Below are 22,399 nucleotides of genomic sequence, written 5' to 3'. Positions count from 1 at the left end.
TTGCTTCTTTAGTCTTTGGGCTAGACGTGCGAAAGGATCTTTCGGTAGAACTGTAGTACCGAGGGGGCGGTGCGTAGGTTATGTGGCTTGAGCGGCTGTGTGAGTGTCAGCCCCTCGAGCGTACGACAGCGACTGAGGGCGACGTACCCTTGTCCTGGGGCGAAGAAGCGACTTGGGTCGACCACGATTTGGTCGCACGTTTGCCCCTGCGCTTTGTGTACTGTGATAGAGTAAGCGACGATGAGCGGTAGCTGCGTGTAGGAGCCGGTCTGTCGCTCGACGATCTCTCCCTTCTCCTCGTCGTAGTCGTAGTCCACCTGCGACCAGGTGTGTGGCGTGACGATGATAGTCTCGCCATCGGGCGTCTTCACCTTGGCATACGGCTCCGTGATGTCGCCGATAGTCCCGCCGACGAGCTTCGTGATGACGCCCGTCGTGCCGTTGACCCACGCTCCGTCGGGGTGGTTGCTCACGAGCATCACCTGGGTCCCCACCTTGAGCGAAAATTCTTCGGGGACGGGCAGCGCAGAGGCGGGGATCTTGCCCTTGAGCTTGCCTCGGAAGGTTACCTCTTTGGCATCAAGCTGGGCGCAGCGAGACTGGTTGTACGTCTCCACATTGGCTCTGTGAGAGAAGAGTAGCACCGCATGCTGGTCGCTCTGGAGTAGCTCCTCCTGCCACTGCGGGGAGACGCGGCTGTTGAGCAGGGCGACCGTGTCATCGCTGACACGTCCTAGACGGATCTCCTCAAGTGCGGAGACGAAGTGCTGATCGCTCTGACGATACATGCGACGTAGGACTATGGAGATAGGTGCCAGTGTAGCGTAGGCGTGCGCCTCAAAGAAGTAAAAGCCGTCGCTCTCAGGGTAGGCGCGCTGCATCTCCTCCTGATCGGCTGTTGTCGTGACTGGCGGTAGCTGAAATGGGTCGCCCACCATGAGGAGCTGCACACCCCCAAAGGGCACCCGACTGTGCCTCACGCTGCGCAGGATACGATCCATGGCATCTAGCAGGTCGCATCGCACCATCGAGATCTCGTCGATGATGATCAGATCGAGCTGACGGATGAGCTCCCGCTTGTCCTTGCGGTAGCGGCGTGTGATGGCGGAGGTATGGTTGGCATCTGTCAGCGGTGCTAGCGGTAGCCGGAAGAAGCTGTGGATCGTCTGCCCATGGATGTTGAGCGCAGCGAGGCCCGTCGGAGCCAGCTTGACAAACTTCTTGTGAGTTACCTCGCAGTAGTGCTGCAGGAAGTAGGACTTGCCCGTTCCCGCACTACCTGTCAGGAAGAGACTCATAGAGGTTTGCTCCAAACATTGCAGGGCAGACATCTGCTCGGCATTGTTCTGATCGAAAGCTTCTGGGATAACGAGCATACCGCTACCTACTCCTCGTAAAGCGTCGGGTCCTCCAGTCCGTTTGCTACAAAAGCCTCGTGCCGCTCCCGACAGGTGCCGCAGCGTCCGCAGTGACGCTCGCCCCCTTGATAGCAACTGTACGTTTTGCCGTAAGGCACCCCAAGACGAGTGCCCCGAGCTACGATCTCAGCTTTCGTGAGCTTCGTGTAGGGTGCCACCAGCTTGACTCCATTGCTGGTGCCAGCCGTGATCGCCTCGCCCATAGGCTTGACAAAACTCTCACGACAGTCTGGGTAGATGGCGTGGTCGCCAAAGTGGTTGGCTATGAGTACCTGCTGCAAGTCTCGGCTCTCGGCCAACCCTGCGAGGACGCTCAGCATGATACCATTGCGAAAGGGTACCACCGTCGAGCTTATATTCTCCTCAGAATAGTCCCCGAGCTGCATCTCGCCACCCGAGAGGAGAAGGTCACTGCGAAAGTACTCCTCGATGAAGGCGAGTGGGATGATTAGGTAGGGTATCTCTAGCTCACGGCAGATAGCCTTGGCGGCGGCCAGCTCACGAGCATTGTGCTTGGAGCCGTAGTCGAAGCCCACAGCACAAGCCACCTCCTCACGATACTCGTAGAGGAGCGTCGTGCTATCCACACCGCCTGAGTGTGCGATCAGTGAATTGCGCATTTTCATTGTCTTATGTCTTAGTAAGAGCGAGCGATGATGACCCGGCACTTAGAGGGGCGACCAGTCACCATACAGCGACCAGGCTCTGAGGGTATGTCACGAGGTATGCAGCGGATCGTTGCTTTGGTCTCCTCCTTGATACGTGCCTCCGTCTCGGCTGTGCCGTCCCAGTGGCAGAGGAAGAAGCCGCCGTCCTCGATGCGCTCCTTGAACTCATCGTAGCTGTCGCAGATGTAGGTGCGATCCTTGAGGGACTGGAGCGAGCGGTTGTAAAGATTGCTCTGGATATCCTCAAGTAGCTGCTCAATATGTGCAGAGATGCCCTCTAGTGGCATGGTCTCCTTGGTGAGTGTGTCACGACGAGCCACCTCGACGGTGCCATGCTCCAGGTCGCGCATACCGAGAGCAAGACGTACGGGGACACCCTTCATCTCATACTCCGCAAACTTCCACCCGGGCTTCTTATTGTCGTTGTCATCAATCTGAACCGATACGCCATGCTGACGTAGCTCGCTGACGATCTTGTCGGCTGTCTCGTGGATGCGTTGCAGCTCCTCCTCGCTCTTGTAGATCGGCACGATGACCACCTGAATAGGTGCAATGCGTGGCGGCAGCACCAGTCCGTTGTCGTCGCTGTGTGCCATGATGAGTGCACCGACGAGACGTGTGGATACGCCCCACGAGGTAGCCCAGACGTAGTCACGATTGCCTTCCTTATCGAGGAAGGTAACGTCAAACGCCTTGGCGAAGTTTTGTCCTAGGAAGTGCGAAGTACCAGACTGCAAAGCTTTACCATCCTGCATCATAGCCTCGATGGTGTAGGTGTCGATAGCTCCAGCGAAGCGCTCGGTCTCACTCTTGACTCCAACGATAACCGGCAGTGCCAGCATCTCACGGGCGAAGTCCTCGTAGACACCAATCATCTTGCGCGCCTCAGCGATTGCCTCCTCTTGGGTAGCATGTGCCGTGTGACCCTCTTGCCAGAGGAACTCAGCCGTGCGAAGGAAGAGACGCGTACGCATCTCCCAGCGCACCACGTTGGCCCACTGATTACAGAGTAGAGGCAGGTCGCGGTAGCTCTGGATCCAGTTCTTGTAGGTACTCCAGATGATCGTCTCACTCGTCGGACGAACGATCAGCTCCTCCTCGAGCTTCGCATTGGGGTCTACCTCTACGCCATCGCCCGCCTCGTTGGTACGCAGTCTGTAGTGCGTCACGACGGCACACTCCTTGGCAAAGCCCTCGACATGCTCCGCCTCGCGGCTGAGGTAGCTCTTAGGGATAAAGAGCGGGAAGTAAGCGTTGCTGTGTCCCGTCTCCTTAAATCGGCGATCGAGGTCTTGCTGCATCTTTTCCCAGATGCCGTAGCCGTAGGGCTTGATGACCATACAGCCACGCACGGAGGAGTTCTCAGCCAGTCCGGCCTTTACGACGATATCTTGGTACCACTGTGAGTAGTTTTCGTCACGTGGTGTGAGTTCTTTGATCTCTTTTTTAGCCATGATGCTAGTCTATCTAATTTATTCTATTGGCAAAGGTAATGCTTTTAGCGATTAGAGACTAGTAGTCAGTGTCCTCGCAGGAGAATCTTGGCACTTGCCTTTTAGAGAAGCTTGTGTACCTTTGCTCCTAGAAACCAAATCACTTCAGACCTGAAGAATATGTCGACTAAGCATTTATCCGAAATACTAATGACCAGTGCTAAGGTTTTTACCCTAGTTGCAAGCCTGCTTATCCTAGGGCTACTTAGCTCTTGCGATGGACCAACTCCCAATAACCCCCCTATAGCTTCCTGTATCTCCTTTAGGATAGTCAATCTAACTCCTGAGGTTGTCCCCACAGATGAGCTGCATGTACAGGTTCGAAGAGTTGAGACAGGTCAATACCACGACTTAAGTGAGTATCAGAAGGGTAATGAGATCGTGCTACGTATCGGTACAATGATGTCTCCCACGCCACAACCACCAGTTCAAGATCCTGCGGCATGGTCTCATCAGAAAGAAACTTTTGAGGCAGACATATTAGTGTCTCGTGGGGATAAGCTTGTAGGAACGATTAGAGCGCAGATGGAGACGACTGAGTATAACTACAATGATGTGACACGACTGATCTCCTACACAGGATTCAAATCGGTAGAGCTCTTCTTACCCCCATATCAGAAGCTAGATTCAGAGGAGTTTTGGTACTATACTACCTTCAGAGTGAAGTTTTGAGAAGGATGTGCTGTAACCTTTAGTACCCCGGGAGTCAGTCACTCTGACTACTTATTCCATCCCTATCAGACTGTATCTGTTGTAGATACGAGTTCCAAAAATTGTTCCCCTCTTGGAACTAAAAAGTTCCAAGGGGGGAACTCTTTAGTTCCAACGGAGGAACCGTTTAGCCGAACAGCTGAAAGATAAAAGAAGCCCCCCTCGTCTTGTGATGAGGGGGGCTTAGTATTTTGTCGAGCTTCGATGCGAAGCTATCACGACTGCGAGATGAGTTGCTCTAGCTGGTCTACCCAGCGGGGTAGGCTGTCGCCCTCTTGCTGTGGCGCATAGCGTGCTAGCTCGATCTCTGAGAGGAGGGTGAGCCACGCGTTGACCTCTGCGTCCGCTACGCCCTGCTGCTTGAGTGCACTCGCTAGCTGCTGCCGTGTGAGGCTGGAGGTGGCTAGCGTGTAGTGATCTTGCAGATAGTGCGTTATGGTAGCGTAGAGTCGGGTCGTAGCCTCCGACTGCTGCCCCGCCTTGATGAGCTGACGTATCGCCTGGATCTGCTGCTCCGCCAGAGGCGTGGAGCGCTTCTTATGATAAGCGACATGGTCGGCACGGAGACGCTGATCGCTACGTATGAGCCAATAAGCGACTCCGCCACCGATGAGCAGGAGCACGTAGAGGAGCCAGTAAGCCCATCCGGCACGACTCCAGGGGCGCCATACGATGGTCGGAGCAGGCGCATCGTAGGGGTAGGGCGTATATCGCTGTGAGCTGCTTGCCTCTCCAGCTTTGCCCACTTGTGGTACATCGTTAGAGCCTTGCGCTACCTCTATACGGATAGGTGCTGTCGTGGCGGTACGGTAGCTATTCGTAGCGGGGTCAAAGTAGGGGAGGCTGACGGCAGGCACCGTCTGCTGTCCTGTGGCGTGCGGTATGATGGTGTATTCGTAGATGCGGTGAACCTCCGTATTGCCATTGCGCACCTCTTGGTCGTCACGGATGAGCTGTGGCTCATACACTTCAAATTTGTCGGACAAGCCTAGCTCTGGAGCTAAGAGTAGGGAGACATTGCCCCGCCCTGTGATCTCTAGTCGGTAGGTCATGGCGCGACCCGTCTCGTAGGTCGGGTCGGGTGCGGAGAGGGTACCCTTGACCTGGAAGGAGCCGACCAACTGATCGAATCCCTCGGGAGCTCCCTCTGGGAGTGGTCGCACGGTCAACTTCAAGGGTTGCGAGTGCAACTTCTTATGAGCCGTTGCGACAGCTTTATTGGCAAAAAGGTCTTCCTCGTTATCCACCTTCCGATTTACAGATACCTGGAAGTCATACTCAAAGGAGGGGATGACTAGCTCGCCACTACGCTGTGGGTAGGCGAGGATCTGCCAGATGAGTGCCTTGTACATGAGCCTGCCCCCGACGCGCTCTGTGGTGAGGCTGGTGTGCTGTAGCGGGATCTCCTTGGTGACGAAGTCAGTCACCTCGGGTGGCTTGCGGTCTACGCCTGCGAGGTTGCCATAGCGTGAGTAGAGGTAGAGCGATACGAGGACGGGCTGCTGTGTGTAGACCGACTGCGAGGAGACGACGGCACGCATATACATGTCTCGGTCTGCTACCTGTAGCGACTCGCCAGAGGCGATAGCCTGCTGCGAGAGCCCTTGCGCCTTGGCGACTTGTATGCGCCTAGATAGCGCCGTGAGGCTCTTCTGCCCGACTCGTAGCTGAGCAGCACTGATGGCATAGCTACCCGCCTTGGTCGCTTGCAGCGTATAGGTGATGGTGGTGTACTCTTTTGAGACGCCTCCGCTCATCTTGTGTAGTACGTTGAGTTGAGGTCCGTAGAGCACTTTCAGCCCAGAGGCAATCTGAGGAGCGGTGAAAGCACCTAGCTCGTGCGCTCCCGCAGCACGATAAACTAACTGGAAGGTCTCTCCCTCGGCAACCTGCTGGGGTACGATCACCGTGAGCTGTGCTAAGCCTGCGAAGGCGATGGCACAGAGCCAGATGAGTGTCAGGAGAGTGCGTTGTATCGAAGTGCGTAGGCGTAGCATTACCAGTTCTTCTTGTTCTGATTCTTTTGCTGTGGCTGGCGCTGGTTGATGCGCTGGCGTGTGTGTTGCTCTTGCTGGCGTAGCGCATCGAGGATACGGTCAGCCTGAGACTTGTCGAGGTCCGGCTCCTTACCTTGCGGCTGCTCTTGGGGCTGCTGGTCGGGAGGTGTCTGCGACGGATCGGACTGTGAGCCGCCACCACCGCCCCCGCCACCTTGCTGTGGGGGCTGCTTGTTGAGCTTGATCGCCAGGGCTAAGTTGTAGCGCGTCTCATCGTCGGTAGGGTTTCTGCGGAGCGACTCTTTGTAAGCTTCGATCGCTTTGTCATACTGCTGCGTGTCCATACAGCGGTTGCCCAGGTTGTGCCACGCTAAGGCTTGCAAGCGTGGATCAGCCTTGCTGTCGCTCGCTATACGCTGCCACATCTGCACGGCAGCGACCGTGTCGCCCGACATGTAGAGGGCATCGCCCAGACCGAGTCGGGCGGGAGCGTAGGTCGAGTCACGAGCCACGGACGAGAGATAAGCGGCGCGTGCTGACGAGTAGTTGCTCCGATTGTAGCTCTTATTGCCCCGCCGTGCGTCTAGACGTACGGTCTGCCCGATGAGCGTCAGGCTAGAGAGCAAGAGTAAGACAATATATAGAAGCTTACGCATCATGATGACCAAAGATTTGAATACGACTGAACAGGCGGCTCTTGCGGCGCATGATCCCATTGGCGAGCAGGAGCAAGAGGAGCGCAGCTAGCGTGGGGAGCGCATAGAGCTCCTCGATCTGCTCACCCTCGCCACTCAGATTGGCTTGGGGCAAAGTGCGGAGCTGGTTGACCAGCTGGTTGCTAATGGCACGGGGACTGCTACCGACGAAGCTCTGTCCGCCCGTGGCGTTGGCTATCTCTGCCGTGATCTCGGGGTTAGGCTTCGAGAGTACCGGCACGCCGAGCGAGTCGGTGAGGAGCGTTTCACCAATAGGAATGTTGGCACCCTCGGGGAGTCCGATGGTTACGACGTAAGCCTTGATTCCCTGCTTCTTGAGTCGCTCGATGCCCTCTTCTAGTCCGCCCTCGTGATCCTCGCCATCGGTCAGGATGATGACCGCTTTGCCGGCTCGTGAGGGCGCTGCGAGTGCTTGTGCGGAGCGCTCGAGCGCTTGCCCTAGATTGGTGCCTTGGTTGGAGACCATGCCAGGCTGTATGTCTGCGAGGAAGGTGCGAGCCGTCGGCAAGTCGGGCGTCAGTGGCAGACGTATGTAAGCGCCTCCAGCGAAGACGACCATAGCTACTCGTGAACCCGCCAACTCCTGCATCGTATGGGTCACAATCTGCTTGGCAAAGCCGATACGGTCGGGCTTGACGTCACGTGCCGCCATCGAGTTGGAGACGTCTATGCAGAAGGCTAGGTCGACACCGATCGTCTGCTGTGACGAGACGGGCGCATGGGTGTAGAGTTGCGGACGAGCCAGTGCCACGATGAGCAGAGCGATGGCGATGAGCTTGAGCGAGGCGCGCCACCAGTCCCGCTTGGCAGAGCGGTCGGGCATGATCTGCCGTAGCATCTGAGGCGTGGCAAAGCGCAGCTGCTGCTTGCGTTGCCGTCTCTGACCGACGATCATAACGAGTAGCAGTAGCGGTACGAGTAGCAGGAGCCACAGCAGGAGGGGATAGGCAAACTGTATCATGGGTTAGCTCGCAGCAAGGTGGTTCGTAATAAGAAGGCAACGCCAAGGAGCACGATAGCGAGCAAAGCAAAGAGCATGTAGCGCTCTTCGTAAGCACTCACCGAGCGAGAGGTGAGACGAGACTTCTCGAGGGAGTCGATCTCCTTGTAGATCTCGTGCAGCTTCGTCTCGTCGGTCGCACGATAGTAGTTGCCACCCGTCTGCTGGGCGATGTGTCGTAGCGTGCCTTCGTCAATCTGCACATCGGCCTCCACATACTCGGTGCCGAAGGCTGTCTGCACGGGGAACTTTGCGACCCCATTGGTTCCCGCTGCCACCGTGTAGATGCGTATGCCGTACTGCTGTGCCAGCTCAGCGGCCATCGAGGGGGTTATGTCGCCCGCATTGTTTGACCCATCGGTCAGGAGGATGATCACTTTGCTCTTGTTGTCGCTTCCGCGGAGCGTATTGATTGCCGTTGCTAGGCCTAGTCCTATGGCGGTGCCGTCCTCCAGTTGTCCTATCTCGGTGGTCTCGAGCATCTCCTGGATCACGCTGTGGTCCACTGTCAGCGGACAGAGCGTAAAGCTCTCCCCCGCGAAAACCACCAGACCTATATTATCATTCGGACGTGCAGCGATCATCTCGCTCGCCACATCACGCGCTGCCTCAAAGCGGTTAGGCTTTAAGTCTAGTGCCTGCATACTGCCACTGAGGTCCATAGCGAGGACCAGGTCGATGCCTTGTATCGATCGCTCCTCCCAGTGGTTGGAGTCTTGCGGGCGAGCCAGTGCTAAGATCATCGCCGCCAGTGCCAGTAGCTCTAGGGCAAAAGGCAAAGCCCGCAGATAGCTCCGCCATCCGCTTCCCTTAGGCAAAAGACGATATGCTGAGAGCGAAAGCTTTGCTTGGTGACGCTTGTTGTAGCGCATGTAGAGCAGCACCAGCAGCGGTAAGAGTAGGAGCGCCCAGAGCCACTCAGGATGAACCCATATCATAGCGACTTATCCTCCTTTCTGCTAGCTAGTTGATGCACCATCTCGTAGATACTGGTTGCGTCTTCGGCTTGCCATGCACGCTCCGCCCAAGTGTCGGCAAAGCGGACCCACTCTGAGTGGATCACCCACTGCGCTAGCGCACTCTGAGGCACTCCGTAGGGAGCCTTTTGGAGTAGCTGGGCTAGTTCGCGAGCGGTCAATTCGTCTATCTCCAAGCCTAAGCCTTCGGTCAGATAGCTTCGCAAGGCGGTGATCAAGCCATCGTAGTAAGCTATCTGCTCCTCTTGCTGGTCAAAGGGTAGGGCACGCAACGTGGCGAGCCTCTGGTCGAAAGTCTCTAAGGCGGTCAGCGGTACCACGACCACCTCGGGCTCGGGTCGTGTGCGCTTGTAGTGTCGGTACCACAAGATGAGGAGTACCACTATGACGATGCCCAGCACCACCCACGTAATGGGGTTCATGAGGACGAGGAGAATATACTCCCACCAGCGTAGCGAGACCGAAACAGGTGCTTTGATTGGGTTGTACTTGAGCGGTTGCGTCGTGTCCACCTCGGGCATCGTCACCTTGAGGTAAAGTGGCTTGGAGAAGTAGCTCTCCCCGCCCACCGTCACACCAAAAGCGGGTAGCTCGGCCATTCCCTCGGCAAACGAAGTGATAGTCATCAGCGCATTCAGCTGCACCTCTGTACCCTGGAGCGGTATCGTGTCGGTCACCTCAAAGGCAATCATCTCCGCCTGCCCCATCTGCCGCTCTTGGGGTATCACGAGGAGCGTGTTGTCGAGGTCATTCGTGCGGATAGTCATCTTGATCTGTGCATACTCGCCGATCTGAATAGTCGAGGGAGTCAGCTCAGTCGTGATGGCGACATCCTGTGCCGCCGCGAAGCTCCATAAACCTCCGCCGCCACAGATCAGTAGTATATATAATAGTAGACGATATCGCATAGATTAGCCTTAAGCATCTAGACTGGCACCCGCTGACTCTGTGCCTCTAGACCGTACAACGCCACAAAAGTACCGATAATTCACGAATAGGAGGTAAATACAGAGCTGACGTATTAGATACGATAAGCTCAACCACCTCTCTATTCCTCTCTTGAGACTATTGCAAAAGTCAATAGTCTCCTCTTTGACAGCTATCTTACACCCATCGTCCTCCAAAAACGTTTAGGACACTATTGAAAAATGGACTATTGTCAATAGTGTCCTAAACGTTTTTTGCGGGCGATGGGTGTAAGATAGCTGTCAAGCGGGTCAATCGCCCCTTGACATTTGCTGTAAAAACGGGGGTATCCCCCCTATGCTATTTCGGTCTCGTCTGGAGGCGGTGAAAACGGCTCATTTATCCACTGAAAGAGGCCGATTTTGGTGAACGTGTTGAGTCTCAAGGATGCTGTTAAATTGGAGAGACACCAGGGGTGTTTTGCTATTCGCTTGAGATATTGAAGTAAGAGAATCGTAATCAGAGCCGTCCAAATCTGAATCTCGACAGCGTTTTGAGAAGTTCCCAGAAAACTCTTGATATGCAGGTTTTGCTTGAGGTTTCTAAAGAAGATCTCAATCTTCCAACGTGAGCGATATAGCGCTGCAACAGTACTGGCTGCATGCGTAAAGTCATTGGTATACAAGTCAATCGTGTAACCTCCTTGAACATTGTAGATGCCTATTCTACGAATCTTCTTAGGGTACTTGCTCGCTGTCTCTACACCTGTCAGTCTCACCTCTTCATCTATCAGTATCTCTTGAGATGTCGTATCAGGCAAATCTCTCTCCCTTATTGACTCAAATTGGATGTTGTCTCTTCCTCTGACGATGAAAATCACACCTGTGCTGTCCCAATGATTCAGAAGCTCAGTATCGCTGTAGATTCGATCAGCTACAACGATGGTTCCTCGGGCAAAGGGGAGCTTTTTGGCAATCGTATTGTCGGCTCCCTTGCCATTGCTTATACAGACGAATTCAGGCAGAAGTGTCTCAAAATCAAGCACTGTATGCATCTTGACGGCTCCTTTCGTATGAGTATAGAGAGCCCAGTCATACATACTGAGACATAGGGACATTAGGGTTGAGTCTAGAAGACAAACCTTCGCCTTCAGCCGTTTCTTTATCTGCTTGAGATCTCCGTGCTGTCCCAAATATTGGAAGAGTGCATAAAAGACATCTTGGAAGAATTGGGAACTCCTATTGGCGTTTTGGTAACTGATGTTGGATTTGGAGGGAGCTCGTGATAGACCTAGGTGGTTGAGATTGCCCGTGGCAGATTGTAGCCCCTCTGAGATTTGACGTAGCGACACGCTACTCGAGAATTGGCTGAAGATCATAGTCACCAAATGGCTCCACGAGTTAAAGCCTTTTGCATGCTTGTCTGTGCCATGCTTCTTGACTAATCGTTGGATGATTTCTCGAGGTATGAGTCGGATTACTTGTGCGAATAGTGTTATATTTGCCATTGAAAAGGGTGGTTTGTGACAGCTCTCACTAGCTGTGTTTTTCTTCTCAATTACAAACCTACCCTTTTCTCTTTATCCTGCAAAACGTTTAGGACACTATTGGACTATTGTGGCTTGTTTAAGCGTACTCAACTCGACTCAATATTCAATCTTGTGTGATTTAACTACTTTGTATTCCTTGCTAATGATCAACATATAGTCATACTCACGCAGGTTCGTCGCCACAATAAAAGAGTAATTAATATGCTTTGTAAATCTCTGAAGCTTGTAGATCTCTGCTAGAAGTACTCCATCCATAAGGTAAGAGAAGAAAAGGCAGTACTTACTACTGCTTGACAACTTTCTGAAGTTACTATCAAGGATATCTGAATGAAAATCACCTCGGGAGAAGTTTTGCCTTTTTATCAGCATTTCCTTTTGTTCCTGGCTTTCAGCCACAGGGATATAGAAGAAGCAGTCTAGATCGTAAATAACGCTTGAAACTGCAATGCTATCTATATCCACATTTAGATCTCTTGAAATATAGTCAAGGACCAATAGTGTCCTAAACGTTTTTGGCGGGCGAAGGGTGTGAGATAGCTGTCAAGCGAGTCAATCGCCTCTTGACATTTGCGGTAAAAACGGGGGTATCCCCCTATGCTATTCGTTGCGCTTGACAAACGATACAATGGGTCATAAGTATAACTATGACTCATTTGTCCGCCAGCCTTGCCACTCTGTGGAAGTGGCGCATTGTTCTTTACGCTTAGTACGTTGCTCACGGCATCATAGCTGTAGGCATTGTCCATAATGGTGCCTGCCTTGGCATTGACCACAAGGTTCTCTAGTCGGCGATGCTGTGGGTCATAGGAGTAGAAAGTCTCCGCTCCGTTGCAGTACTTCAGATAGGTACGTTGCTCGAACTTATCGTAGCCAATCTTGGTGATGTAGTCATATCCGTATGACTTCTCACCACGGACTTTTTCAAGAAGACCTCCGAGGTTGTGTTGTAGGAATATGTAACTCGCCAAAGATTGCCGTTTCCCATACTGTTGTTCTTCTGTTAGTTGTTCATCGCAACATCAAGTGCTCATTAAATAGGTGTGGTGGCTTGCGTGTCATCAATTTGAATACCAGAAGAATCGAAAATATTATAAATCCGTTTCAGTTCACTGATTAACATAGATGAAAGAGAGTCCCATATAAATAAACTTGTTGAATCATCGCGATTACAAAAGTGTACCTTCTCATCAGTGGTCATATATAATAGAGAACCATCCCAATCATAACTGCCGATAAACAACATTTCTCCTGTTGAATTTCTAGGCTTATCATACTTATTAAAACTAATTAAACTATATGGTTGCCATGAGAAATCAACAGTTCTCACATAGTTAGAACGATATCCAAATAGACATAAGGTATCCCCAAGTATATTGAGTCCATTTGAGAAGTTGGTCAAGAAATCAACATATGAAGTTGGAATCTTTTTGCTAATACCATCTTCCATTTTTATTATTTCGTTTTTGTCTATTGGTGAATAGAGTCGATTCAGCCACGCACTTTCCGCAATATGCGGTGCTCTGCCAATTAGCAAAGCACCAGTTGATTTACTCTCTTCTATTCCTAAGAATGAAAATTTTAGGATTAATTCTTTTATTTCTGAATAGTCTTTCATATTTGAGTAACGTTTGATTCGGTATCCTGTTCAGTTTAATCACTGAACAGGACACCGAATTGTTAATCTTTATTCGGATTTCGGTTTAGTAACTCTCCATGTGTTTCGTTGCGGAAGTTCCCGCCGTGAGCATCAAGATGCTCAGGACGTTTGACAAATTCAATATTATTGGGATTGCCGGCAAATTCAGGATGATCTTTCACATTATTAATGTGATGACCTTCATATCCCTTAACCTTACCGGTTTTCAATAATTCAGCCTTTTCCGCTTTTGTCCAATAGTGTCCTAAACGTTTTGCAGGATAAAGAGAAAAGGGTAGGTTTGTAATTGGAAAGAAAGCACAGCTAGTAAGAGCTGTCACAAACCACCCTTTTCAATGGCAAATATAACACTATTCGCACAAGTAATCCGACTCATACCTCGAGAAATCATCCAACGATTAGTCAAGAAGCATGACACAGACAAGCATGCAAAGGGCTTTAACTCGTGGAGCCACTTGGTGACTATGATCTTCAGCCAATTCTCGGGTAGCGTGTCGCTACGTCAAATCTCAGAGGGGCTACAATCAGCCACAGGCAATCTCAACCACCTAGGTCTATCACGAGCTCCCTCCAAATCCAACATCAGTTACCAAAACGCCAATAGGAGTTCCCTGGGAACCTCTCAAAACGCTGTCGAGATTCAGATCTGGACGGCTCTGATTACGATTCTCTTACTTCAATATCTTAAGCGAATAGCAAAATGCCCTTGGTGTCTCTCTAATTTAGCAGCATCTTTGAGACTCAACACGTTCACCAAAATCGCCCTCTTTCAGTGGATAAATGAGCAGTTTTTACCGCCTCCAGACGAGACCGAAATAGCATAGGAGGGGCCAGTTTTTACAGCAAACGTCAAGGGGCGATTGACCCGCTTGACAGCGATCTTACACCCATCGTCCTCCAAAAACGTTTAGGACACTATTGATCTTTACCCATTATCCAGATACTCAAGAATATCTGTTTCTATCACTATTGAAAACAGATTTTTGACGATGTCATTCTCAGGGTAACTTTCAATATACTTTTCAGCTACAAGACAGCTCCTTTGCACAAATTGTTGCTGAGTTTCGCCTATTTCCAAGTTGCAGTACCAACTATCACAACTATCCGTTAAAAGTCCATTATTAAAGCAGTACACATCACCTCCCAGAATAGGGATGTGATTCTTTCTTAATCTAGAAATTATGTTAAGTGCCTGCTGTTTAGGGAATGCATAAGCATCTATCCCCAAACTCATCAATGAATAACCGTTCTCCACATTGGTTCTTTTTTCATTCAATAGTCTTATTGAAGAATTACGGCATTTAATGCCGTAATTCTATTTTGTTAATTAGCTTTGCGCACAGTCCAGTGTCAACTGCAACACGGTTACAAATGTAGGAAAAAAACGGCGTAAAGGTCAAAATGGTTGGTGAAGCACCAGGACTGACGCATTATATATAATGAACTCACCGATTCCTCTCTGGTCGCTATGTGTAGCTTCTGAAAAATCGATTATGATGCGTCATTCCTAGCTGGGGAAATACAACGTTGGCGCGTTACAATAATTTAGAACCAATTACATATCAAAACGGCGTCATGTCGGGGAAAACTGATTTCCACGTGGATATTTCGAAATCCCCACGTGGGGAATAAAAAATTCTTCGGAGGAATGAAATGAAACTTCGGAAGAATCAAATGAAACTTCGGAGGAAATGATTCGCCCCCACGTGGAAAATAAAAAATATCCACGTGGAGATTTGAGATTTCCCACGTAGATATTCGAGAAAGGAGGGAATCGGACGAATTTCCCTGTAAAGATATGTTATTAGAGATTAGAGGTTAGAAGTTAGAGATCCGATCACTCTGATAGCTCCGATGGTTCCGATAGCTAACAGCCAATAGCTAACAGCCAACAGCCAATCCATAGGTGACACATTATATTATAATGCGTCAGCCTGGGAGGTAAATAAGCACCGAAAGTTTCACTGAGATGAGAGATCTTTGTTCGGGCAGTGTGCTAGATGTTTGTTTAGATCTAGTGATTGTATCTTGCTGATAGCTAACGCCTATCGTGTGCTACGTGCGAGATGTGCCCCCTTGCAGATGATAGATGTCTGTATCATGAACAAGAGTGAAGGGAGTCTTCGGCCACTCTCGTTTAGTTAGATGCGCTTGCGGAAGAGCTGCGAGAGGACGGGGATGATGTCTTCGCCAGTCTCGGCGATGGCGTGGTCGATGCCCGACTCACGCATCAGATGCTCCCACTCGGCGGCAAAGGTCGTATAGTTGGTCGCGTACTGCTCACGAAGTCGCTCCGACGAGGTGTCCACGTAGCGACTTGCTCCCGTCTCTAGGTCACGCATGAGCGTCAGGCCCATAGCTGAGAGGTCGTAGTCACGTCTGTCCACAACGCGTATGGCCAGCAGGTCGTGCCTCCGAGCCGTGCGCTGGATCAGGGCGCGCTCCGCATCGGTCGGTGCCTCCGTGATGAAGTCACTCACGATAAAGGCTGAGCAGCGCTTCTTGACCACTCGTGAGAGCATCTCTAGGCTAGAGGAGATCTGCGTAGAGTGACGCTCAGGGCGGTAAGTCAGGATCTCGCTAATGAGCTGTAGTACATGCTTACGCCCCTGCCCGGCGGGGATGTAGCGCTCCACACGATCGGTGTAGAGCATCAGTCCGACACGGTCGTTATTGTGAATGCAGGCGAAGGCGATCGTTGCAGCGATTGTCGCCACCAGATCCCGCTTCGTCTCACTTGTAGAGCCGAAGTCTAGACTGTGAGAGACATCTACGAGGAGCATGATAGTTAGCTCGCGCTCCTCCTCAAAGACCTTGACATGCGGCTGTGCGTAGCGTGCCGTCACGTTCCAGTCAATGTCTCGCACATCATCTCCTACGTAGTACTCCCGCACCTCACTAAAAGCCATTCCTCGCCCCTTAAAGGCCGATCGGTACTGCCCAGCCAAGATGTTTTGGCTGAGACCCCGAGCTTTGATTTCGATGCGTCTGACCTTGCGTAGGAGATCCTGCATTTTAGAGATTAGAGGTTAGAAGTTAGAGATTAGACCTTAGAGGTTAGAGATTAGAAGCTAGATGTCCGATCATTCCGATAGCTCCGATACTTTTAGCTAATAGCTAATAGCCAATAGCCAACAGCCAATTAAGGTACCGGCACCACGTTGATGATTTCGTCGATCGCCTTGTCAGCACTCATACCGACAGCGTCGGCCTCGTAGCTCATGCCGAGACGATGACGCAACACGTCGTGGCACACGGCACGCACATCCTCAGGGATCACATAGGCTCTCTGAGCGATGAAGGCGTAGGCTCGTGCAGCTGCTGCTAGCGAGATCGACGCACGTGGCGAAGCCCCATAAGCGATCATCCCTTGTAGAGCGGGGACGCCCTCCGTCTGTCGTGTCGCCATCACTAGATCCACAATGTAGCGGAGTATCTTTTCGTCAAGATAAACTTGCTGCACCGCTTCGCGAGCTGCTAAGATCTGCTGGGCAGTCGTCACAGGCTTTACCGTGGGTAGCTGGCTAGCCAGATTCATCTCAATGATCTTCATCTCCTCCTCATGCGAGGGGTAGTCCAGCACCACCTTGAGGAGGAAACGGTCTACCTGCGCCTCAGGCAGTCGGTAGGTACCCTCCTGCTCGATAGGGTTTTGCGTCGCCATCACGAGGAAAGGCGAGGGTAGCGGATAAGTCTCTTCACCGAGCGTCACCTGTCGCTCTTGCATCGCCTCGAGGAGTGCACTCTGCACCTTGGCTGGAGCGCGGTTGATCTCATCAGCGAGGACAAAGTGTGCGAAGATAGGACCCTTCTTGACCGAAAAGGACTCACTGCGCTGACTATAGATCAGCGTACCGATGAGGTCGGCTGGGAGTAGGTCGGGGGTAAACTGTATGCGGCTGTAGTCTGCATCGATGAGCTTAGCGAGCGTCGTGATAGCGAGCGTCTTAGCAAGCCCTGGCACCCCCTCGAGGAGGATGTGTCCGTCGGCTAGCAAACCGATCAAGAGCGACTCCACAAGATGCTCCTGCCCGATGATCGTGGTGTGCATCCCCTCCTGCAGCTGGCGTATGAAGCCGCTCTGCTGGGTGATATATGCTTGACGATTCTCTAGATCTGATACCTGCGTCATAGTTTCTACTGATTAATGCTACAAAAGTAACGATAATCTTCGAATGAACGCTCTCCCCGCCTCCCAACCCTCGATAAAGAAGATTATCCGCGAAGAAAATAGGACTTTCCTCTAGTGAAGTTCTAAAGAGGTTACGAGGGCTATCCGTCTTACGACAGGTAGTGCATCTCGGCAAAACCGAAAAGAGAGACACCACACACCATAGCATGTCTATGGGGTGTGGTGCCGCTGTCGTATGTGTGGAGACGAGTGGCTGTGACGCCATCGTCTCCGTATGTGTGAGGATGCGCTTACTTGAGCGCAGCGATAGCCTTGTCGTAGTTAGGCTCCTGAGTGATCTCGGGAACTAGCTCCTCGTAGATGACCTTGCCGTCAGCATCGATGACGATGACGCAGCGAGCCTGTAGCCCAGCGAGAGGTCCGTCCTGCATCATCAGTCCGTAGCTCTTGCAGAAAGCAGGCTCTGAAGAGGGCACCGTGCAGCAGCGGAAGGTAGAGAGCGTCTCGACATTGTCCAGACCCTCAGCACCGCAGAAGCGAGCCTGTGCGAAAGGCAGATCCTGAGAGATGCAGAGGACGACGGTGTTGTCGAGCTTAGCAGCCTCAGCGTTGAAGCGACGTACGGATGCTGCGCAGACGCCCGTATCGATGCTGGGGAAAATGTTGAGGACGACGCGCTTGCCACGGTAGTCTGAGAGCTTGGCCGTGGAGAGATCCTTGCGGACTAGCTCGAAGTTGGGAGCCATCGTCCCTACCTTAGGTTGCTCACCAGAGAGCTTGACAGTGATCTTATCTTGAAATTTTACTGTAGACATAGTTTGTAGTGGTTTTATAGTTACTGTGTATTAAGTGTTTTACTGGTTATCGGTTTTGACGCCTATCTTGCCGAGGAGCCCCTCGATGTGGTCCATAGGGAGGTCGCCGAGGCTCTTGTAGGGTAGATCGTTGAGTGGTACGAAGAGTACCATCGGGATGCTCTGGACACCAAAGCGTGCGGCCAGCTGCGGGTTCTCGTCCACATTGACCTTGTAGACGACGAGCTGGTCGGCGTAGCGGTCGGCCACCTTCTGTAGCTTGGGAGCCAGCTGACGACAAGGACGGCACCAGTCGGTGTAAAAGTCGATGATGGCGGGCTTGTCACCTTTGTATACGAAGGTATCGGGATGCGCCTCAAAGTCGTAGATATGCTCGCGCATATAGTTAGCATTGATGTGCAGTATCTCTGCTTTGGCGTTCTCTTGCTGCTTCTTGCTCTGAGCAGTGCAGGCTACACTGAGCGTGAGTAGCGCAGCCATGAGCAGGAGAGACTTCTGTATGAATTGTGTTGGTTTCATTTGTTATACTCGTTAAAATCGACCTCTAAGATAGACAAAAGTCTCGACATCACCAAAAGCACATGCTACGATAAAGGTCGGCAACAGCATCAAATCGGGCCAAAACGACGAAAGAAAAGCGCAAGATCGGGCCACCTCTCCCGATCTTGCGCAAAAAGTAGCTCTTCTTGTCCCGATTAGAAAGCAAGCCAGCTCTCCGACGCGCATGGGTCGGGGAGCTGGCTCTGTGTGTAAAGGCTCTGTCTCTACAGGACTAGAGCGTTATCGTTGGGGTCTTGGTGAAGACGCCCATTGAACCTGGGTACGGGCTAGATACTAGGCTGTACTCAAAGTAGATAACCAGCTTAGCGTTGTAGTATTGATAGCGGTCGGCGTTCATAGGGGGCTGGTCGACCTTATCCTTACCCTTGTAAGTAAATCCGTGCTTCGTCATAAAGTCCTTGATGAGGGGATCATCGCCTGCAATTTTAGCTTTTTCCCAGTCTTGAGAGAAGATGTAAGTGATCTTCTCTATGGTTGAGCCACTTTTTGACTCGTAGGAGTAGCTCCTAGCTCGAGGTTTGCTGCGGTCAGCGGGATCCAGCTTCGTTACAAAGGGCATATCGACTACAATGGCATCATACGTATAAATTGAATCGGCAGTCCTAAACTTGACTTCGCAGTCGGGGTGTATCTCTCGCTCACGAGCGAAGATGGGGCTGTCCTTGCTAATCTTCTGACCGAAGACGTCTAGCAGTGGCAGGTAGAGTGCTTGGAAGGTTGGCTTCTCAGGGGTTGGCTCCTTGTGATAGAGATCGGGAGCGTCTGTAAAGGTGAGGCCGACTCCAGATGTCGTGCTAGAGAGAGTAAGGCGTACGGCGAGGTCCTTGTTGACAAACTTCTCCGAAGCGTTTTGATCAGAATCCTCGTAGGTGAAGCCGTTGAGCGCAAAGTAAGAGCGTAGTTCAGGCTGCTTACACATATCCTTTGTGAAGCGATCAGCTCGTACGAAAAATTCAGACTTGATCTCATCCCCAGGGATAATTTTGTAGTTAACGTAAGTGAGGTTGACCTTGTTAGGGTCGATAGCCTCATAGATGACATAGGTGTCAGTCTTCTTGGTCTGCTTGCGCAGTCCGAGGTTCTTCTCGTAAGCCTCGATCTCTTCAAAGGTGTAGGAGCTCATCTTGGTCTCCTTCTTGAGATAGGGGAAGTCTTTGATCTGTAGAATTTCTGTAGTCGTTGTGGGCTTAGTTGGCTCAGACTTGGGCTTGCAGCTACTCATAGCAAGGGTTATGCAGACGATTGCGGTGAGTGCTGCTAGGAGTCGTTGTAAGTTTGTCATGATTGAATAGGGTTTAAATGATTGTTTGTAAGGTGCTGTCTGCAGACGGTCTAGCCAATCTGTCGAGACTGCTGTCTAGTGTATGCAAAAAAGGCGAGGAGGCTCTCCGATGCGTTGTATCGCATTGGTTCTCCCCCTACGCCTTGTATAGCTACTCCTAGTCACTGTCTAGGAGTGATGTAGTATGTGCTACGGAGTCTTTATCCGATGATAACGATGTCTGTACCCTCTAGGATAGAGTCTCCAGCCTTGACTTTGATCTCGGTGATGGTGCCGTCGCACTCAGCGTTGATGCCGTTTTCCATCTTCATAGCTTCGAGTACAGCGACTTGCTGACCGCGCTTGACTTGCTGACCGACCTGTACGTCTACTGATATGATAACGCCAGGTAGGGGAGCCTTGACTGCCTTGCCATTGCCTGTGGAGGCTGGAGCCGCAGCGGGTGCGGGAGCTGCCGTGGCAGCGGGTGCTGTTGCAGGAGTAGGCTTGGCGACTTTCGGGGTCTCCTTCTTCTTCTCCTGTATGATCTCGACGCTGTATGGGGTGCCGTTGACCTCTAGCTGAGCTTGGTCACCCTCGATCTTGTCAATCTTGACGGCGTACTCTTTGCCATCGATCTTATACTTATATTCTTTCATAAGGGGTTTGATATGGGTGCTTAGCAAGCTAACGTGCTAGCCTGCTAAGGTACTGCCGTTTAGGATTAGATGTAATACTGCTTCTGTGGTGTGACACGCATGTTCTGTAGCTTGAACGACCAGGGGTCAAACTCCTTGCGTCGTATCGTGAGCTGGTAGGACTCCTCATCGTGAGGGGTGCCTAGAGCCTGCGCTAAGGCGAGTGCTATAGCAACCTCTTCGGGAGAGGGTGCTGTAGCGGCCTTTTTGGCTCTCTTGGCGGGTGCCTTCTTACCCTTTTCTATCTTTTTGGTAGCCATCGGTAGAAGGGGTTAGAGCGGTACGTTGTCATGCTTCTTAGCGGGGAGCGTCTGGCGCTTCGTGCGTAGTTGCTGTAGCGCACGGACGATGCGGAAGCGGGTGTTCCTTGGCTCGATGACATCGTCGATGTAACCGTAGGAAGCAGCATTGTATGGATTGGCAAAAGCATCACGATACTCTTGCTCCTTCTCCAGAGCTGTCTTAGCGGGATCATCGCTCGCCTTGACCTCCTTGGCAAAGACTACCTCAACGGCTCCTGATGGACCCATGACGGCAATCTCAGCAGAGGGCCAAGCGTAGTTGATGTCTGCGCGTAGGTGCTTAGAGCCCATCACGATGTAGGCACCACCATACGCCTTGCGTAGGACGACTGTAATCTTAGGCACGGTAGCTTCGCCGTAAGCGTAGAGGAGCTTAGCACCGTGTGTGATGACGGCGTTGTACTCCTGACCAGTGCCTGGGAGGAAGCCTGGCACGTCGACGAGTGTGACGATGGGGATGTTGAATGAGTCGCAGAAGCGTACGAAGCGTGCTGCCTTGCGAGAGGAGTTGCAGTCGAGGCTACCAGCCATCACCTTCGGCTGGTTGGCTACGATACCGACGCTCTGCCCGTTGAAGCGAGCGAAGCCGACGATGATGTTGCGTGCGTAGTCACGATGCACCTCGAGGAACTCGCCGTGGTCTACGATCGCTCCAATCACCTCGTACATGTCGTAAGCACGGTTTGGTGAGTCGGGGATGATCTCGTTGAGTAGCTCCTCGCAGCGGTCTGCGGGATCGTCGCAAGCGACGAAGGGTGGCTCCTCCATGTTGTTTTGTGGTAGGAAGGAGAGCAGCTGACGGATGAGCTGAAGGCCAGCCTCATCGTTGTCTACAGCGAAGTGTGCCACGCCACTCTTAGATGCGTGTACGTCGGCACCGCCCAGCTCCTCCTGTGTGACATCCTCGCCGGTGACCGTCTTGACCACCTTAGGACCTGTGAGGAACATGTAGCTGGAGTTGCGCACCATAATGTTGAAGTCGGTCAGTGCGGGCGAGTAGACCGCACCACCAGCGCAGGGGCCGAAGATACCAGAGATCTGAGGTATGACGCCCGAAGCGAGGATGTTGCGCTCAAAGATCTCACCGTAGCCGCAGAGAGCGTTGACAGCCTCTTGGATACGAGCACCACCTGAGTCGTTGAGACCGATACAGGGTGCGCCCATAGTCATAGCTAGGTCCATCACCTTGCAGATCTTGGCAGCGAGCATCTCACCGAGTGCGCCACCGATGACGGTGAAGTCCTGCGCGAAGACGTAGACGAGACGTCCGTCGATGGTACCACTACCTACGACGACACCGTCACCGAGGAACTTCTTCTTCTCCATACCAAAGTTCGTGCAGCGGTGCTGGACGAACATGTCGATCTCCTCAAAGGAACCCTCATCGAGGAGCATAGCTATACGCTCACGAGCTGTGTACTTGCCCTTGGCGTGTTGCTTCTCAATGCGCTCCTCGCCTCCTCCGAGACGAGCCTCCTCACGCTTGGCAAGGAGTTGCTTTATTTTCTCTTGTTGTACACTCATTATTCTATGTAGCG

General features: G+C 52.1%; 21 protein-coding genes and 2 pseudogenes. 2 read left to right on the top strand and 21 right to left on the bottom strand.

Going from position 1 to position 22,399, the window contains the following annotated elements; all coding sequences use genetic code 11:
- Nucleotides 1–20: 20 nt before the first annotated feature.
- Genes Q2J34_RS02025 through proS form a run of 3 tightly spaced genes read right to left on the bottom strand, consistent with a single transcriptional unit; the run spans nt 21 to nt 3,540 of the window.
- Nucleotides 21–1,376 (bottom strand): ATP-dependent DNA helicase, encoded by a 1,356-nt coding sequence (locus tag Q2J34_RS02025; protein WP_300969166.1) that lies wholly within the window; start codon nt 1,374–1,376, stop codon nt 21–23.
- A gap of 8 nt (nt 1,377–1,384) precedes the next feature.
- Nucleotides 1,385–2,038: a 7-cyano-7-deazaguanine synthase QueC gene (gene queC, locus Q2J34_RS02020; RefSeq protein WP_300970143.1), complete on the bottom strand. Its 654-nt coding sequence runs from the start codon at nt 2,036–2,038 to the stop codon at nt 1,385–1,387.
- Between the two features lie 17 nt (nt 2,039–2,055).
- Nucleotides 2,056–3,540, bottom strand: a complete 1,485-nt coding sequence (proS, locus tag Q2J34_RS02015) for a proline--tRNA ligase (RefSeq protein ID WP_273474722.1) — start codon at nt 3,538–3,540, stop codon at nt 2,056–2,058.
- A 159-nt stretch (nt 3,541–3,699) separates the two neighbouring features.
- On the opposite strand from proS, the gene Q2J34_RS02010 reads away from it, so the two are divergent.
- Nucleotides 3,700–4,251, top strand: a complete 552-nt coding sequence (locus Q2J34_RS02010) for a hypothetical protein (RefSeq protein ID WP_300969165.1) — start codon at nt 3,700–3,702, stop codon at nt 4,249–4,251.
- Nucleotides 4,252–4,505: 254 nt separating this feature from the next.
- Here Q2J34_RS02010 and Q2J34_RS02005 read toward each other — a convergent pair whose 3' ends face one another.
- The 9 genes and pseudogenes from Q2J34_RS02005 to Q2J34_RS01965 form a co-directional block, all read right to left on the bottom strand.
- Entirely contained in the window at nt 4,506–6,287 is a 1,782-nt protein-coding gene (locus Q2J34_RS02005) for a BatD family protein (RefSeq protein WP_300969164.1), read from the bottom strand.
- Nucleotides 6,287–6,946, bottom strand: a complete 660-nt coding sequence (locus Q2J34_RS02000) for a tetratricopeptide repeat protein (protein WP_298888097.1) — start codon at nt 6,944–6,946, stop codon at nt 6,287–6,289. The genes Q2J34_RS02005 and Q2J34_RS02000 overlap by 1 nt, the downstream gene beginning before the upstream one ends.
- Nucleotides 6,936–7,964: a VWA domain-containing protein gene (locus Q2J34_RS01995; RefSeq protein WP_297114596.1), complete on the bottom strand. Its 1,029-nt coding sequence runs from the start codon at nt 7,962–7,964 to the stop codon at nt 6,936–6,938. Before Q2J34_RS01995 ends, Q2J34_RS02000 begins: the two co-directional genes overlap by 11 nt.
- Entirely contained in the window at nt 7,961–8,941 is a 981-nt protein-coding gene (locus tag Q2J34_RS01990) for a vWA domain-containing protein (protein ID WP_300969163.1), read from the bottom strand. The genes Q2J34_RS01995 and Q2J34_RS01990 overlap by 4 nt, the downstream gene beginning before the upstream one ends.
- Nucleotides 8,938–9,888, bottom strand: a complete 951-nt coding sequence (locus tag Q2J34_RS01985) for a hypothetical protein (RefSeq protein ID WP_300969162.1) — start codon at nt 9,886–9,888, stop codon at nt 8,938–8,940. The genes Q2J34_RS01990 and Q2J34_RS01985 overlap by 4 nt, the downstream gene beginning before the upstream one ends.
- 353 nt (nt 9,889–10,241) lie before the next feature.
- Nucleotides 10,242–11,393, bottom strand: a complete 1,152-nt coding sequence (locus tag Q2J34_RS01980; RefSeq protein WP_300969083.1) for an IS4 family transposase — start codon at nt 11,391–11,393, stop codon at nt 10,242–10,244.
- 629 nt (nt 11,394–12,022) lie between these two features.
- Nucleotides 12,023–12,310: pseudogene (locus Q2J34_RS09915) on the bottom strand (RHS repeat domain-containing protein); the annotation flags it as partial.
- Between the two features lie 155 nt (nt 12,311–12,465).
- Complete coding sequence (locus Q2J34_RS01970) at nt 12,466–13,050, bottom strand: SMI1/KNR4 family protein (protein WP_300969160.1); 585 nt, start codon at nt 13,048–13,050, stop codon at nt 12,466–12,468.
- Between the two features lie 62 nt (nt 13,051–13,112).
- Nucleotides 13,113–13,412: a hypothetical protein gene (locus tag Q2J34_RS01965; protein WP_300969159.1), complete on the bottom strand. Its 300-nt coding sequence runs from the start codon at nt 13,410–13,412 to the stop codon at nt 13,113–13,115.
- A 15-nt stretch (nt 13,413–13,427) separates the two neighbouring features.
- On the opposite strand from Q2J34_RS01965, the pseudogene Q2J34_RS09940 reads away from it, so the two are divergent.
- Nucleotides 13,428–13,703 (top strand): annotated as a pseudogene (locus tag Q2J34_RS09940) (DUF4372 domain-containing protein); the annotation flags it as partial.
- Nucleotides 13,704–14,017: 314 nt separating this feature from the next.
- Here Q2J34_RS09940 and imm40 read toward each other — a convergent pair.
- The 9 genes from imm40 to Q2J34_RS01915 form a co-directional block, all read right to left on the bottom strand.
- The gene (gene imm40 / locus Q2J34_RS01955; RefSeq protein ID WP_300969158.1) at nt 14,018–14,368 is read right to left on the bottom strand and encodes an Imm40 family immunity protein; all 351 of its coding nucleotides are present in this window, start codon (nt 14,366–14,368) and stop codon (nt 14,018–14,020) included.
- An 865-nt stretch (nt 14,369–15,233) separates the two neighbouring features.
- Entirely contained in the window at nt 15,234–16,106 is an 873-nt protein-coding gene (locus tag Q2J34_RS01950) for a DUF58 domain-containing protein (RefSeq protein ID WP_300969157.1), read from the bottom strand.
- Between the two features lie 128 nt (nt 16,107–16,234).
- Nucleotides 16,235–17,224 (bottom strand): AAA family ATPase, encoded by a 990-nt coding sequence (locus Q2J34_RS01945; protein WP_298888322.1) that lies wholly within the window; start codon nt 17,222–17,224, stop codon nt 16,235–16,237.
- 290 nt (nt 17,225–17,514) lie between these two features.
- Nucleotides 17,515–18,039 carry a thiol peroxidase gene (gene tpx, locus Q2J34_RS01940; protein WP_299367161.1) on the bottom strand — a complete coding sequence of 175 codons (525 nt, stop codon included), beginning with the start codon at nt 18,037–18,039 and terminating at the stop codon, nt 17,515–17,517.
- A 39-nt stretch (nt 18,040–18,078) separates the two neighbouring features.
- Nucleotides 18,079–18,558, bottom strand: a complete 480-nt coding sequence (locus Q2J34_RS01935; RefSeq protein ID WP_300969156.1) for a thioredoxin family protein — start codon at nt 18,556–18,558, stop codon at nt 18,079–18,081.
- Nucleotides 18,559–18,811: 253 nt separating this feature from the next.
- Nucleotides 18,812–19,882, bottom strand: coding sequence for a hypothetical protein (locus tag Q2J34_RS01930; RefSeq protein ID WP_300969155.1), 1,071 nt, complete (start codon nt 19,880–19,882; stop codon nt 18,812–18,814).
- Nucleotides 19,883–20,082: 200 nt separating this feature from the next.
- Complete coding sequence (locus Q2J34_RS01925; RefSeq protein WP_300969154.1) at nt 20,083–20,520, bottom strand: acyl-CoA carboxylase biotin carboxyl carrier protein subunit; 438 nt, start codon at nt 20,518–20,520, stop codon at nt 20,083–20,085.
- Nucleotides 20,521–20,585: 65 nt separating this feature from the next.
- Nucleotides 20,586–20,819: a hypothetical protein gene (locus Q2J34_RS01920; RefSeq protein ID WP_300969153.1), complete on the bottom strand. Its 234-nt coding sequence runs from the start codon at nt 20,817–20,819 to the stop codon at nt 20,586–20,588.
- A 12-nt stretch (nt 20,820–20,831) separates the two neighbouring features.
- Entirely contained in the window at nt 20,832–22,385 is a 1,554-nt protein-coding gene (locus Q2J34_RS01915) for an acyl-CoA carboxylase subunit beta (RefSeq protein ID WP_299367176.1), read from the bottom strand.
- Nucleotides 22,386–22,399 lie beyond the last annotated feature (14 nt).

This window comes from Porphyromonas vaginalis, from assembly GCF_958301595.1.
In the GTDB taxonomy this organism is placed as follows: domain Bacteria; phylum Bacteroidota; class Bacteroidia; order Bacteroidales; family Porphyromonadaceae; genus Porphyromonas; species Porphyromonas vaginalis.
The sequence above is the reverse complement of the archived record's forward strand: the minus strand, read 5'-3'. Positions and strand labels throughout refer to the sequence as shown.